The organism is Chromobacterium sp. CCUG 30098 (assembly GCF_059916605.1).
Genome location: NZ_JAUCGS010000006.1, coordinates 152808 through 166297 on the forward strand (window position 1 = coordinate 152808; position 13490 = coordinate 166297).

The following is a 13490-nucleotide window of genomic DNA, read 5'->3' on the forward strand; positions in this document are numbered from 1 at the left end:
GGGGTTGGAAGCCCGGTGCCGTGCGCAAGTTCGAGTTAGGCCGGTTGCAGGTGTTAAGGAGTTTGAGACGGCGGAGCCGCGGCGGACTGGGCGCCGTTTATTCAGCCATGCAGCGCGGCGGATTCGCCGACGATGGCGAGCAGCAGCCAGATTTGCCAATAACTGCTGCGGGCTAGCGAGTCGGCGCCGCGCAGTTCCAGACTGCGCTGGATGCGCAGCTGGCTTTGCCAGCGCATCAGGCCGCGCGAAGCGCGGACTTCCAGCAGCAGCAGCGGGGCCAGGGTCAGCAGTTTGAGCATGAACAACGGTTGTTGCAGCCGGGCGGGGTCCAGCGAGAGCAGGCCCAGGCCGCTGACGGTCCACAGCGTCAGCGCCAGCAGCCACCAGCGGTGGCAGCGAAACAGCTGCGGGGTCTGATTGGGGAATTGCTGCTGGCGCAGCAGGCCGGCTCGGCTCCAGAGGGCGGCCAGGCCGGCGCCCAGAGCCAGTAGATGCAAGCTTGCCAGCAACCAATGCCACAACATGGTCCGACTCCCGCCCCCAAGAGATGCCCTACACGGTAAACAGGGGCGAGGCGGCTGGCAAGCTTATTCGGCTAGCCGTTTGACCGGCGCGGGGCTCAGCCGTCGAAGCGCTGGCCGGCTTGAGCGCGGCGCAGGAAATCCAGCATCGCCGGCACGCGCTCGGAACCTTCGACCGGGGACCAGGCGGCCAGGTTCTGGTCCTGCAGCGGCAGATACGGGCCGTGCTTGACTTCGAACACCACGCTGCCCGGTTGCAGCGACACCACCGAGTGCCAGGTGTTGGCCGGCATTTCGAAGACGCGCGCGCCGTCCGCGCCCAAGCGATGGCGGCCTTGCACCACGCCGGCCTCGTCGAAAACGATCACTTCAAAGGCGCCGCTGAGCGCGATCAGCATTTCCCAGCTGTGGTCGTGGCGGTGCGGGCGGACATAGGTGTCCGGCTCCATGGCGATGGCCAGGCGCTGGATCGGGTCTTCCAGCTGGACGTGGAAATTCTGATTGGCGCGCAGGCGCGGCGCACAGGCGGCTTTGGCCGACAGCGCGGCCAAGTCTTGTTGGTTCAGGGTCAGCATGGAATCGCCCGGTATGGAAGCAAAGCAGCGATTATCAATGAAAACGCCGCCGGCAGCGAGGCCGGCGGCGTAGCGAAAGCCGCTCAAGCAAGCGGCCTTCGATGCGGCGGGATCAGGAACGGATATGGCCGTCGCCCAGCACGATCCACTTTTGGCTGGTCAGACCGGTCAGGCCCACCGGGCCGCGCGCGTGGATCTTGTCGGTGGAAATGCCGATTTCCGCGCCCAGCCCGTATTCAAAACCGTCGGCGAAGCGGGTGGAGGTGTTGACCATCACGCTGGCGGAGTCCACCTCGCGCAGGAAGCGGCGGGTGCGGCCGTAGTCTTCGGACACGATGGCGTCGGTGTGGTGGCTGCCCCAGTGGTTGATATGTTCGATGGCTTCGTCCAGATCCTTGACCACCTTGACGGCCAGGATGGGCGCCAGGTATTCGCTGGCCCAGTCCTCTTCCCCGGCCGGACGCACCTTGTCGCCCAGGATGGCGCGGGTGCGTTCGCAGCCGCGCAGCTCCACGCCTTTTTCCCAATAGGCCGCAGCCAGGCGCGGCAGGATGAATTCCGCGAAGGCGGTGTGCACCAACAGAGTTTCCATGGTGTTGCACGTGCCGTAGCGATGGGTCTTGGCGTTCAGCGCGATGTCGAAAGCCTTGTCCGGGCTGGCGGTGTCGTCGATGTAGACATGGCAGTTGCCGTCCAGATGCTTGATCACTGGCACCCGCGCCTCGGCGCTGATGCGGGCGATCAGGCCCTTGCCGCCGCGCGGCACGATCACGTCCACGTATTGCGGCATGGTGATCATCTCGCCCACCGCGGCGCGGTCGGTGGTGGCCAGCACCTGCACCGCCTCGGCCGGCAGGCCGGCTTCGCGCAGGCCCTCGTGCACGCAGGCGGCGATGGCCTGATTGCTGTGGAAAGCCTCGGAGCCGCCGCGCAACAGCGCGGCGTTGCCGGATTTCAGGCATAGGCCGGCGGCGTCGGCGGTGACGTTGGGGCGGGCCTCGTAAATGATGCCCACCACGCCCAAGGGCACTCGCATCTTGCCCAGCTGGATGCCGGAAGGACGGTAGGCCATCTCGCTGACCTCGCCCACCGGGTCCGGCAGCGCGGCGATTTGGCGCAGGCCTTCGGCCATGCCGGCGACGGTATTCTCGTTCAAGGCCAGGCGGTCCAGCAGCGCCGGCTCCAGGCCGGCCTTGCGCGCGGCCTCCATGTCCAGGGCGTTGGCGGCCAGCAGCTGCGCCTGCTCGCGCAGGATGGCGTCCGCCATCGCCAGCAGCGCGCGGTTCTTCTGCGCGGTGTCGGCGCGGGCCAGTTCGCGGCTGGCTTTGCGGGCGGCCTTGCCCGCCTGTTGCATATAGTCTTTGACGTTCATCGTGGAAACTTCCGAGAGCCAGAATAGAGGATTGACTCTGAGAGTAAACCAAAGCGGGGAGGGCGGCCAGAGCGGTGCGCGCGCCGCTGGAGCGCGCGGGAATGCGAAGAGGGTGGGGCGGGCTTGTTAGATGATTGAGGGATAAGAGTATTTCACAATATTATTTATGGATATAACAGTCCTTGGGTATAGTCGGGAACATCTCGGGAACATCGCCGATCATCCATTCAGAAAAGGTCTGTCCATGAAGCTCCGTCTCGCCCTGGCCGCCCTGTTGCTGGCCGCGTCAGGCTCCGCGCTGGCCGACGCCACATTGCTCAACGTGTCCTACGACGTGATGCGCGACTTCTACAAGGACTACAACCCGGCCTTTCAGAAAGCCTATAAGGCCAAGACCGGCGAAACCGTCACCCTGCAGCAGTCGCACGGCGGCTCCAGCAAGCAGGCGCTGGCGGTGGCCAACGGCCTGGCCGCCGACGTGATCACCATGAACCAGGCCACCGATATCGACCTGCTGGCGGGCAAGGGCCTGGTGCCGTCCAACTGGGCCAGCCGCCTGCCCAACCACGCGGTGCCGTTCACCTCCACCATCGTGTTCCTGGTGCGCAAGGGCAATCCGCAGCAAGTGCGCGACTGGAGCGATCTGGCCAAGCCGGGCCTGAAAGTGGTGATTCCCAATCCCAAGACTTCCGGCAACGGCCGCTACAGCTATCTGGCGGCCTGGGGCTATGCGCTGAAACAGCCGGGCGGCAACGAGGCCAAGGCCCAGGATCTGGTAGGCCGCATCTTCAAGAACGTGCCGGTGCTGGACGGCGGCGGCCGCGCCGCCACCACCACCTTCATGCAGCGCCAGATTGGCGACGTGCTGGTGACCTTTGAGAACGAGGCGGAAATGATCGCCCGCGAATTCGGCCGCGGCGGCTTTGAACTGGTTTACCCCAGCGTGTCCGTGCTGGCCGAGAACCCGGTGTCCGTGGTGGACAAAGTGGTGGACCGCAAGGGCAGCCGCAAGCAGGCGGAAGCCTATCTGCAATATCTGTGGAGCCCGGAAGGCCAAAAACTGGCCGCCGACAACTACCTGCGGCCGCAAGACCCGGCGGTGGCCAAGCAGTTCGCCTCCCGCTTCCCGGCGGTGAAAACCTTCACCGTGGCCAGCGTGTTCGGCTCCTGGACCGCGGTCAATCAGAAGCACTTCGCCGACGGCGGCAGCTTCGACCAGATCTTCAGCAAGAAATGAGCGCGTGATGGCGGCCAGCGGCTTCAATCTGATCAATAAGCGCCACTCGGTGCTGCCCGGCTTCGGCCTGTCCTTCGGCATCACCCTGTTCTGGCTGGGCCTGATCGTGCTGCTGCCCTTTGCCGCGCTGCTGTGGTCGGCGCACGGCATGGGTTGGGCGGCCTTCGTCGACGCGGTGGCCCATGAGCGCGTGGCCGCCGCCATCCGCCTGTCCTTTGTTTCCGCCGGCATCGCCGCGCTGATCAATCTGCTGTTCGGTTTCCTGGTGGCCTGGGTGCTGGTGCGCTACCGCTTTCCCGGCAAGCGGCTGATAGACGCGCTGGTGGACCTGCCGTTCGCGCTGCCCACCGCGGTGGCCGGCATCGCGCTGACCACGCTGTACGCGCCCAACGGCTGGATAGGCCAATACCTGGAGCCGCTGGGCCTGAAAGTGTCGTTCACCCCGCTGGGCATCATTGTGGCACTGACCTTCATCGGCCTGCCCTTCGTGGTGCGCACGGTGCAGCCGGTGCTGGAAGACCTGGAGCGCGAGCTGGAAGAAGCCGCCACCTGTCTGGGCGCCGGACGCTGGGACATTTTCCGGCGCGTGATCTTCCCGGCGGCGTTGCCGGCCTTGATCACCGGCGGCGCGATGGCCTTCGCCCGCGCCACCGGCGAATACGGCTCGGTGATCTTCATCGCCGGCAATATCCCGATGGTGTCGGAAATCGCCCCGCTGATCATCGCCGCCAAGCTGGACCAGTTCGATCAAAACGGCGCGGTGGCGGTGGCGCTGGTGATGCTGGCCATCTCCTTCCTGTTCCTGTTCGCCATCAACCTCATCCAATGGTGGGCCGCGCGCCGCCACGGCGCGGGTAAATGATATGCAAAGCCTGACCACTGAATCGCGCACGGTGCGCTATCTGCTGACCGGCCTGGCACTGGCCTTCTTGTTCCTGTTCCTGCTGGTGCCGCTGCTGGCGGTGTTTTGGGAAGCCTTCCGCAAGGGCTGGGACCTGTACCTGGCCGCGCTGGTGGAGCCGGACGCATGGGCGGCCATCAAGCTGACGCTGACCGCCGCCGTCATCGCCGTGCCGCTGAACCTGGTGTTCGGCGTGGCGGCGGCCTGGGCCATCGCCCGTTTCGAATTCCGCGGCAAGAGCTTCCTGACCACGCTGATCGACCTGCCGTTCGCGGTGTCGCCGGTGGTGGCCGGCCTGATGTACGTGCTCTTGTTCGGCGTCAACACCGCGCTGGGCGGCTGGCTGCAACAGCACGGCCTGCAAGTGATCTTCGCCGTGCCCGGCATCGTGCTGGCCACCGTCTTCGTCACCTTCCCCTTCGTGGCCCGCGAACTGATCCCGCTGATGCAGGCCCAGGGCGCGGACGAGGAGCAGGCGGCGCTGGTCTTGGGCGCCTCCGGCTGGCAGACCTTTTGGCGCGTGACCCTGCCCAATGTCAAATGGGGCCTGCTCTACGGCGTGATCCTGACCAATGCCCGCGCAATGGGGGAATTCGGGGCGGTCAGCGTGGTGTCCGGCCATATCCGCGGCCAAACCAATACCATTCCGCTGCATGTGGAAATCCTGTACAACGAGTACAACTTCGTCGGCGCCTTCGCCTGCGCTTCGCTATTGGCCTTCCTCGCCCTGGTCACCCTGGGCGTCAAGAGCCTGGTGGAGTGGCGGATGGCGCGACAGAGCGACGCCGCCGCGGAACGCAGCGCGGCCGCTCGCCTGGCCGCCGCCGGCCGCGCCATAGCCAAGGACCAGCCCGCATGAGCATAGAAATCCGCAATATCCGCAAACAGTTCGGCGATTTCGTCGCGCTGGACAATGTCAGCCTCAACGTGGAAGCCGGCGAACTGCTGGCGCTGCTGGGGCCGTCCGGCTGCGGCAAGACCACCTTGCTGCGCATCATCGCCGGCCTGGAACAGCCGGACGCCGGGCAGGTGCTGTTTTCCGGCGCCGACGCCACCCACACCCATGTGGCCGAGCGCGAAGTGGGCTTCGTGTTCCAGCATTACGCGCTGTTCCGCCACATGACGGTGTTCGACAACGTGGCCTTCGGCCTCAGCGTCAAGCCGCGCAAGAGCCGGCCCGGCAAGGACGAGATCCGCGACAAAGTGATGCAGCTGCTGAAAATGGTGCAGCTGGACTGGCTGGCGGACGCCTATCCCGGCCAGCTGTCCGGCGGCCAGCGCCAGCGCATCGCCTTGGCGCGTTCGCTGGCGGTGGAGCCCAAGGTGCTGCTGCTGGACGAACCCTTCGGCGCGCTGGACGCCAAGGTGCGCAAGGACCTGCGCCGCTGGCTGCGCGATCTGCACAACGATATGCACATCACCAGCGTGTTCGTCACCCACGATCAGGAAGAAGCGCTGGAAGTGTCGGACCGGGTGGTGGTGATGGACCACGGCCACATCGAGCAAGTGGGCCGCCCGGACGATATCTACGAAAACCCGGCCACGCCCTTCGTCACCCAGTTCCTGGGCGATGTGAATTTGTTCCACGGCCGCATCGAGCGCGGTCAGCTGCAGATCGGCGGCTACGCTCATGCATTGGAAGGGCTGACGCTGGCCAGCGGCGACGAGGCGGTGGCCTATGTGCGCCCGCATGATCTGGACCTGTCGCGCCAGGCCGACGGCGCGCTGGCGCAGGGCACGGTGGAGCATATCCACGCGGTGGGGCCCATTGTGCGGGTGGAGCTGGTGCAGGCCGATGGCCGGAGCATTGAGGCGGCGGTGAGCAAGGAGCGTTACCGCGAGTTGGGCGTCTTGCCTGGCGACAGCCTGTATGTGACGCCGAAGAAGCTGTCGGTGTTCGCCAAGCAGGAAGGTCAGGATTACGTGATTTGAGCGCTTGTCGCTTCCATTCAAAACGCCCCGGAAGTCGGGGCGTTTTTTTTTGCAAGATGGCTGGGTCTAGCTTGTTGGTGGGTATCGCCTATCGGCTCCACCCACCCTACAAACCGCCTGCCGTAGGGTGGGTGGAGCGCAGCGATACCCACCGCAAGACGCTTAGCGGTTTCGCAGGCGGATGCGGCGGAAGCGCGCTTCCAGGCTGAAGCGCTGTCCCAGCGCCAGATAGATCTGGTGTTGGCTATCGACATGGCGGTAAACCCGGACCCGGTCGGCCCCCAGCAGCATCATGATTTCCAGATAGTTGAAGAAACCCATCCACTGGCCGCGTCCGTCGCGGTCGTCAAAATCAATGTCGCGCGCCACGCGGCTGAGCAGGCCTTTACCGACGTATTCCCGATTGTCCTTCATCCATTGCAACAGGTGAGCCGCGCATTCGCGGCCATAGGCGTGGTCGGCGAGGAGATCCTTGCTGGGTGTGGGCATTTGCCAGTAATGCGGGTAGGTGTGGCCGGGGCAGAAGCGGACGAAGGGGAGCAGTGCGCTCTGTTGTTCCAGAGCGTTCAATTTGTAGCGACGGCGCGGGGGAAAGTTTTGAGGGTGTTGCATGGTGTTTCTCCTGTAATGACACAAGATGAAGCACCTGATCCCAAAGCAGAGGGAACAGGATTGGCGTCTAAACAAATCAAATAGTTGAAAATGGAGGCTTATAGCCCACCATGCGTCTGCCAAGTAGCACGCTCATGGTAAAACCAAGCTCACACCGGAAAGTGTGAGCCCTCTGTCAACTTACGGGACGCCAATCCCGTGTGCCGTTATTGTCGACACCGGGCGATTGTTGCTGAGGGGGCGGCTGGGGTCAAGGTGGGGTGGTTGCTTTGATTGAGCGGGGCTTAGTTGTTGAGTGATCTGGTTTTGAATCCGCTACGCGGATATTAATTTAGGTGCCGCTTTCCGCGCTGACCGAGCGAGGCAAGCGCAGCGTCGCGAGGGAATAAGACGGGGAGGGGGCGGGCCGCCGCCCCCTTCCATCCCCCTCGTCCCCCAGGACGCGAAACCCGGAGCGCGCCCCGAGGGGACACTTGGTTACTACACGAGGTGGTCAATTTTCGAGATAGGGGATGGTTGATTCGCTGCCTAGGCCGCTTTGTGGGTAACTTTGCTTCACTACCCTTGTCTGTGGATAAGTCTTATTCCATAAAGGAAACCACGTATTCGACGCGCCCCTAGTCCCTTCAAGCCTGCCGACGGGTGGCAGGTCCGAGGTCTTAAGCGGCTGCCTGTTCGAGCACCGCGACGTTAGCGCGGTGCGAGTTCAGCCGCGCCTCGGGCCTGACGGGCCCCGGCGGGAAGCCACAGGCCAGGCTTGCAGGGCGGCCTTTGGGGTGAAGGGGAATTTGGCCGAGCAAATTCCCCTTCCTGCCCGCCGGGCAGCCCCGGCAATGAAAATCATTATCCGCGTAGCGGATTCAAATTCCTTAGACACTAGCCCTAAGCAAGTGTAGGGCTGCGAAGAAGCAAACCCTACTCACCAAGCCCCCTCACGCAAACGCCAAAGCCCCGGTCAAATCCCCCGGCGGCTGCGCGCCGCGCGCGCGGAAGGCCGCATTGCGCGCGCTCACCCCCTCCAGCTCCGGCAAATCGTGCAGCCGGCTGATGAAACGGATGATGGACGTGGTGTCGTAAAAGGTGTGATCCACATGCCCGCGCTTGGCGAACGGCGAGGTGATGATCGCCGGAATCCGCGAGCCCGGCCCCCAGCGGTCCCCCTGCGGCGGCGCCACATGATCCCACCAGCCGCCGTTCTCATCGTGAGTGATCACCACCAGCATATGCTTCCACTGCGGCCCGCTCATCAAATGCTGCAACACATTGGCCACATGACGGTCGCCGGACTCCACATCGGAATAACCGGCGTGCATGTTCAGGTTGCCCTGCGGCTTGTAGAAGGCGACCGCGGGCAGCTTGCCGGCTACGGCGTCGGCGATGAAGCGGTTGGAAATCGGGCTGTCGCCCAGGCCGCCGTCCAGCAGATGGCGCTCGCGGGCGGCGCTGCCGGGCGCGAACTGGCGGAAGTAGTTGAAGGGCTGGTGGTGGTACTGGAAGTTGGGCGCGTCGCCGCCGCCCTTGCCGTTCAGCGCCGCCTGCCAGCTGCCGCCGTACCAGGCCCAGTCTATGTGCTTCTCGGACAAGAGGTCGCCTATGGTGCGGTAGCTTTGCGGCGGCAGGGTGCTGGGATCTTGCGGGTCGGCGTAGCGCTTGTCGCCGCCTTCCGCCGGCCGCACGAAGCTGGGCTGGTAGGGCGGGGCCATGGTGTTGACCGCGTAGCCGTCCGGGGTGATGGCGCCGTTGTTGACGAATTTGGGCGGGCCGTCCAGCGCGGAGGCCGGGGATTTGGGGTCCAGCGCCAACTGGTGGCCGGTGGGCCCGTCGGCCAGTACGGCGATTTTCTTCTTGGCCGGGGTCTGGGCGGCGTTGAAGTATTCCGGAGTGCGCGCGGAGATCAGGAACTGGTGGTTGAGGTAGGAGCCGCCGAAGGCCGCCATGAAGAAGTTGTCGCACAGGGTGAAGCGACGGGCGATCTGCCATTGGTTGAGCGTGCGCGCGGTGTCCGGGTAGTGGCCCATCACCAGCGCGCCGGAATCGGCCCAGGCGACGAACTGGTCGTTGCGGCCGTCGTTGATCTGCATCTGGTTGTGATAGAACAGATGACAGAGATCGCGGGTGATCACCGCCTCCGGCAGCGGCTGGCCTTCGGCGTCCTTTAGCGGGAAGGGCGCGTTGGGCAGGCCGTGGATGTCTTTTTCTTCGATGAAATAGCGCTTGCCGGCCACGGTCTGGCCGGTGGGCACCAGGCCGCCCCAGATCTTGGGCAGGCCGGACAGCGGCTGTCCGTCGCGGTCGCGTTGCTGCGCCTGTTCCGGCTTGACCGCGCTCAGCGGCTGGGCCACGCCGGGGAAGTTGCCGTAGAGGTTGTTGAAGCTGCGGTTTTCCAGGTAGATCACCACCACGTTTTTGATATTGGCCTTGAGCAGGGCGTCCAGCTTGCCGCGGCGCGGGTGGCTGCTGGGCGCGGCGGCGGCGGGCAAGGCGCAACTGGCGCCGATGGCGGCCAGGCCTTCGAACAGGCGGCGGCGGGAGGGGTCTTGCGGGGCGTCCGTTTCGGCTGGCAACGAGCTGTCCTGTTCATCGGCGGCGGTCATGATGCGTCCTTGTCTGAGAGCGTGTGGTGTTGTCCATCATCCCGCCGCCGTGTTGCGGCAGGATGTCGGCGTTTAGTCGACGCGCAGCGCGGCGGCGCGCGCTTCCGCCAACGGCTGGCGAATTTCCTCCGGCAGGAATTCGCGGAACAGCGTGTCCGCCGGCGGCTCCTCGCGTAGCAGTTCTATCGGGTCGCGGCCGTCTATGCTGCCGAGATTGGGCGCGTGAACGAAGTAGCCCAGCAGCCTTTGCAGCCGCGGCGGCAGCGTGCGGGCCAGTTCGCGGGAAACGGCGAGATATTGGTTTTCCGCCTGGCGCAGCCAGCCCAGGTTGTAGCTGATGACCACGCCGGTGCGCGCTTGGTCGCTGTGGTTGGCGCCGCCGCAGTGGGTCAGCGAGCCCAGGTAGATCAGCACCGAGCCGGCGGGCATGGCGGCGCTGATGACTTCTTCCGGACGGGCTTCGCGCGGCTCGGGCCAGCGGTGGCTGCCGGGCACGACGCAGGTGGCGCCGTTCTGTTCGGTGAAGTCGTCCAGCGCGTACATGCAGTTGATCATTTTTTCCGATCCGGGCGCGGTGCCGGGGAACATCAGATCGTCGCTGTGCAGGAATTGGCGCGGTTCGCCGGGGCCGATGCTGATGGCCTGGGTCAGATTGAGCTGGTATTCGCGGCAGCCGCGCAGCAGGAAGGCGTCCATCACTTGCAGGATCAGCGGATGGGCGGCGAGTTCGCGGGTGACGGGCACGCGTTCGATCAGACCGCTGATCCTGCGCGTGGCGTAGCCGTAGAAATCGCCCTGACAGGGGGCGGAGCGGTCCAGCAACGGTTGCAGCTGGGCGCGGAACTGGGCCAGGCTTTCCGGGGTCAACAGCTGTTCTATCACGATGCCGCCGTCTTGTTCTAGCGCGGCGATCAGGGTTTCCGGCGCGGTGTCCGGGCGGAAGCGTTGCAGGCTGGGCATGTGGTGGGTTCCATCGTTTTATCTAATGAACCGGCGGCCGGGCCGCGGCGGTGTGGATGTCGAGCGATGTTATCTTCCGGATAGTCGTCGTGTTTGTGGAGCCGGCCTTTAGATCAGGTGGCGGACTATCTATGTAGTGAATGTATTTATTAATGTGAATGGGTGCTTGCCGCGGCTTGTGCGCGGCGGGGCGTCACCTTACCCTGGGCCTTCTCCGCCACCTAAGTTTTGGAGTCCACATGAGTGTGTCTTTGTTGAGCCGTTACGCTTTCTTCTCCTGTTGCCTGTTGTTCACCTTGTTCAGCCTGCCTTTCGTCCATTACGAGTGGTTGTGGCCGTTCACGCTGGCGGCGGCCGCGCTGACGCTGCTGGGGGTGTTCGATCTGCTGCAAACCCGTCACGCGGTGCGGCGTAATTACCCGATCCTGGGCAATATCCGTTACCTGGTGGAAAGCATCCGTCCGGAAATCCGCCAGTATTTGCTGGAGTCCGACCGCGAGCAGCTGCCGTTTTCGCGCGCGCAGCGCTCCCTGGTGTACGCGCGGGCCAAGAACGAGGGCGCGGACAAGCCGTTCGGCACCTTGATCGATGTGTACCAGCCGGGCTTTGAGTTCATCAGCCATTCGATGCGGCCGGCGCCGCTGAGCGATCCGGCCGGTTTCCGCGTGGAGATCGGCGGCCCGCAGTGCGCGCAGCCGTATTCGGCGTCTCTGTTCAATGTGTCGGCGATGAGCTTCGGCGCGCTCAGCGCCAACGCCATCCGCGCCTTGAACCAGGGCGCGCAACGCGGCGACTTCTATCACGACACCGGCGAGGGCAGCATCAGCCCTTATCACTTGGAACATGGCGGCGCGCTGGTGTGGGAGCTGGGCAGCGGCTATTTCGGCTGCCGCGACGCGGCCGGCGGTTTCGACGCGGAGCGCTTCGCCGAGCAGGCGCGCAATCCGCAGGTGAAAATGATTGAGATCAAGCTGAGCCAGGGCGCCAAGCCCGGCCACGGCGGCATTCTGCCCAAGCACAAGGTGACGCCGGAAATCGCCGCCACCCGCGGCGTGCCGCTGGGGCAGGATTGCGTGTCGCCGTCGCGCCACAGCGCGTTTTCCACGCCGATCGAACTGATGCGCTTCATCGCCCGGCTGCGCGAGCTGTCCGGCGGCAAGCCGGTGGGCTTCAAGTTCTGCCTGGGCCACCCGTGGGAGATCATGGGCATCGCCAAGGCGATGCTGGAAACGGGGGTTCTGCCGGATTTCATCGTGGTGGACGGCAAGGAGGGCGGCACCGGCGCGGCGCCGCTGGAGTTCACCGACCACATCGGCGTGCCGCTGCGCGAGGGCCTGCTGTTTGTCCACAACGTGCTGGTGGGGCTGAATCTGCGCGACAAGATCAAGATAGGCGCCAGCGGCAAGCTGGTCAGCGCCTTCGACATCGCCAGCGTGCTGGCCATAGGCGCGGACTGGGCCAATTCTGCGCGCGGCTTCATGTTCGCCATCGGCTGCATCCAGAGCCAGAGCTGCCACACCAACCGTTGTCCCACCGGGGTGGCGACGCAGGACGCGCTGCGCCAGCGCGCGCTGGTGGTGCCGGACAAGGCGGACCGGGTGTTTCATTTCCACCGCAACACCATGAAGGCGCTGGCGGAGATGCTGGCCTCGGCCGGGCTGGAACATCCGTCGCAGCTGCGGCCGCACCACTTGGTGCGCCGCGTCAGCGATACCGAGATCCGCCTGTTTTCGCAGCTGCACGTCTTTTTGCAGCCGGGCGAGTTGTTGGAGCCGGAGATCAAGGCGGCCTTTTACGGCCGCATGTGGCAGATGGCGCGGGCGGACAGCTTCGAGGCCCAGCCGGCCTGAGCCTATTGCGGGGCGGAGGCGGCGCCGCTTTCTTCGTCGTCCGCGTCCTTGGGCGGCGGCACGATGCGCCATTGGCCGTCCTGGCGGCTGAAGCGCATCCGTTGTTCGCGCTCCACCGGCTTGCCGGTGAGCTTGCGGGCCTGATAACTGACTTCGCAGTCCAGCGTGGCGTTTTCCTCGTCGTTCTGGCAGTCGTTCACCGCGGTGACGCGCAGGTCTTTGAGCGTGGACTCCACCATGGAGCGCATCAGCAGGGTGTGGGTGGATTCCGGCTTGGAATCGAATGAGGCGAGGGCCTGGGCCTTGAAAGCGGCTTCCGCCTCGGCCGGCGTCGGCTGTTCCGTCGGCGCGGCTTGGGCGAAGCCGGCGGCGAGACCGGCGATCAATATGATGATGTGTTGTTTCATGCCGCGACTTTAAGCCGGTTTGGCCGGTGGCGGCAAGCTGGGCGGCGGTCCCGGTCTTTACTTGCGGTGGTGGGCGATCAGCTTGGCCAGCGCGGCGCTGACCAGCGGATTGCTGACGCTGGCGGCGGCTTCTTCCATGCCGTCCAACGCGTTCTGGCTGATTTTCAGCTTTTTTTCACGCGGCTTGCGCGCCAGGCGGACATCCACCTTGACCCGGGTCTTGCCGGCGATGAAACCTTGCTTGGCCAATTGCGGCAACAGGCCGGGGGCCAGCATGCGCAAGCGGGCGGCGATGATGCCGGTGTCGGTGTAAATCACCAGCTCGTCGTCGCGGATGCGCACGGCGCGGCAGCTGCCGACCAAGAGCGGCGGCAGCAGTTTCTGAAAGGCGCGGTCCAGCTTCATCAGCTCTTTGGCCTCGGCGGTGAGCCGGGTCAGGGTGCTGTCTTTGCTGGCGATGTCGTTGAATTGGCGTCCGAACATGGCGGGCAGTCTAGTGAAAACAGTCCATTGTAGCCGCTGAGGGGGG

13 protein-coding genes are annotated in these 13490 nt (G+C 64.9%); 5 read left to right on the forward strand and 8 right to left on the reverse strand.

Annotated elements, in window-relative coordinates; genetic code table 11:
- Nucleotides 1–101 precede the first annotated feature (101 nt).
- From QUG03_RS15085 to QUG03_RS15095, 3 genes are all read right to left on the reverse strand, one after another.
- Nucleotides 102–524 carry a DUF2214 family protein gene (locus tag QUG03_RS15085; RefSeq protein ID WP_235084933.1) on the reverse strand — a complete coding sequence of 141 codons (423 nt, stop codon included), beginning with the start codon at nucleotides 522–524 and terminating at the stop codon, nucleotides 102–104.
- A gap of 95 nt (nucleotides 525–619) precedes the next feature.
- Complete coding sequence (locus tag QUG03_RS15090; RefSeq protein WP_107797845.1) at nucleotides 620–1096, reverse strand: WbuC family cupin fold metalloprotein; 477 nt, start codon at nucleotides 1094–1096, stop codon at nucleotides 620–622.
- A gap of 112 nt (nucleotides 1097–1208) precedes the next feature.
- Nucleotides 1209–2468: a glutamate-5-semialdehyde dehydrogenase gene (locus QUG03_RS15095; RefSeq protein ID WP_474455439.1), complete on the reverse strand. Its 1260-nt coding sequence runs from the start codon at nucleotides 2466–2468 to the stop codon at nucleotides 1209–1211.
- Between the two features lie 244 nt (nucleotides 2469–2712).
- Here QUG03_RS15095 and QUG03_RS15100 point away from each other — a divergent pair, with 244 nt between their 5' ends.
- From QUG03_RS15100 to QUG03_RS15115, 4 genes are read left to right on the forward strand one after another with little or no spacing between them, the layout of a single operon-like run.
- Complete coding sequence (locus tag QUG03_RS15100) at nucleotides 2713–3705, forward strand: sulfate ABC transporter substrate-binding protein (protein WP_235084925.1); 993 nt, start codon at nucleotides 2713–2715, stop codon at nucleotides 3703–3705.
- Between the two features lie 7 nt (nucleotides 3706–3712).
- Complete coding sequence (gene cysT / locus QUG03_RS15105) at nucleotides 3713–4567, forward strand: sulfate ABC transporter permease subunit CysT (protein WP_048408327.1); 855 nt, start codon at nucleotides 3713–3715, stop codon at nucleotides 4565–4567.
- A 1-nt stretch (nucleotide 4568) separates the two neighbouring features.
- Complete coding sequence (gene cysW, locus QUG03_RS15110; protein ID WP_048408326.1) at nucleotides 4569–5465, forward strand: sulfate ABC transporter permease subunit CysW; 897 nt, start codon at nucleotides 4569–4571, stop codon at nucleotides 5463–5465.
- Nucleotides 5462–6538 carry a sulfate/molybdate ABC transporter ATP-binding protein gene (locus tag QUG03_RS15115; RefSeq protein WP_107797848.1) on the forward strand — a complete coding sequence of 359 codons (1077 nt, stop codon included), beginning with the start codon at nucleotides 5462–5464 and terminating at the stop codon, nucleotides 6536–6538. The genes cysW and QUG03_RS15115 overlap by 4 nt, the downstream gene beginning before the upstream one ends.
- Nucleotides 6539–6700: 162 nt before the next feature.
- On the opposite strand, the gene QUG03_RS15120 is transcribed toward QUG03_RS15115, so the two are convergent.
- The 3 genes from QUG03_RS15120 to QUG03_RS15130 form a co-directional block, all read right to left on the reverse strand.
- Nucleotides 6701–7150: a hypothetical protein gene (locus QUG03_RS15120; protein ID WP_235084922.1), complete on the reverse strand. Its 450-nt coding sequence runs from the start codon at nucleotides 7148–7150 to the stop codon at nucleotides 6701–6703.
- 932 nt (nucleotides 7151–8082) lie between these two features.
- Nucleotides 8083–9744 carry an acid phosphatase gene (locus QUG03_RS15125; RefSeq protein ID WP_500820340.1) on the reverse strand — a complete coding sequence of 554 codons (1662 nt, stop codon included), beginning with the start codon at nucleotides 9742–9744 and terminating at the stop codon, nucleotides 8083–8085.
- A 72-nt stretch (nucleotides 9745–9816) separates the two neighbouring features.
- Nucleotides 9817–10704, reverse strand: coding sequence for a phytanoyl-CoA dioxygenase family protein (locus QUG03_RS15130; RefSeq protein WP_500820341.1), 888 nt, complete (start codon nucleotides 10702–10704; stop codon nucleotides 9817–9819).
- A gap of 239 nt (nucleotides 10705–10943) precedes the next feature.
- On the opposite strand from QUG03_RS15130, the gene QUG03_RS15135 reads away from it, so the two are divergent.
- Nucleotides 10944–12554 carry an FMN-binding glutamate synthase family protein gene (locus QUG03_RS15135; RefSeq protein ID WP_500820342.1) on the forward strand — a complete coding sequence of 537 codons (1611 nt, stop codon included), beginning with the start codon at nucleotides 10944–10946 and terminating at the stop codon, nucleotides 12552–12554.
- A gap of 2 nt (nucleotides 12555–12556) precedes the next feature.
- On the opposite strand, the gene QUG03_RS15140 is transcribed toward QUG03_RS15135, so the two are convergent.
- Entirely contained in the window at nucleotides 12557–12961 is a 405-nt protein-coding gene (locus tag QUG03_RS15140) for a hypothetical protein (RefSeq protein ID WP_107797854.1), read from the reverse strand.
- A 57-nt stretch (nucleotides 12962–13018) separates the two neighbouring features.
- Nucleotides 13019–13444: a DciA family protein gene (locus QUG03_RS15145; RefSeq protein WP_048413534.1), complete on the reverse strand. Its 426-nt coding sequence runs from the start codon at nucleotides 13442–13444 to the stop codon at nucleotides 13019–13021.
- Nucleotides 13445–13490 lie beyond the last annotated feature (46 nt).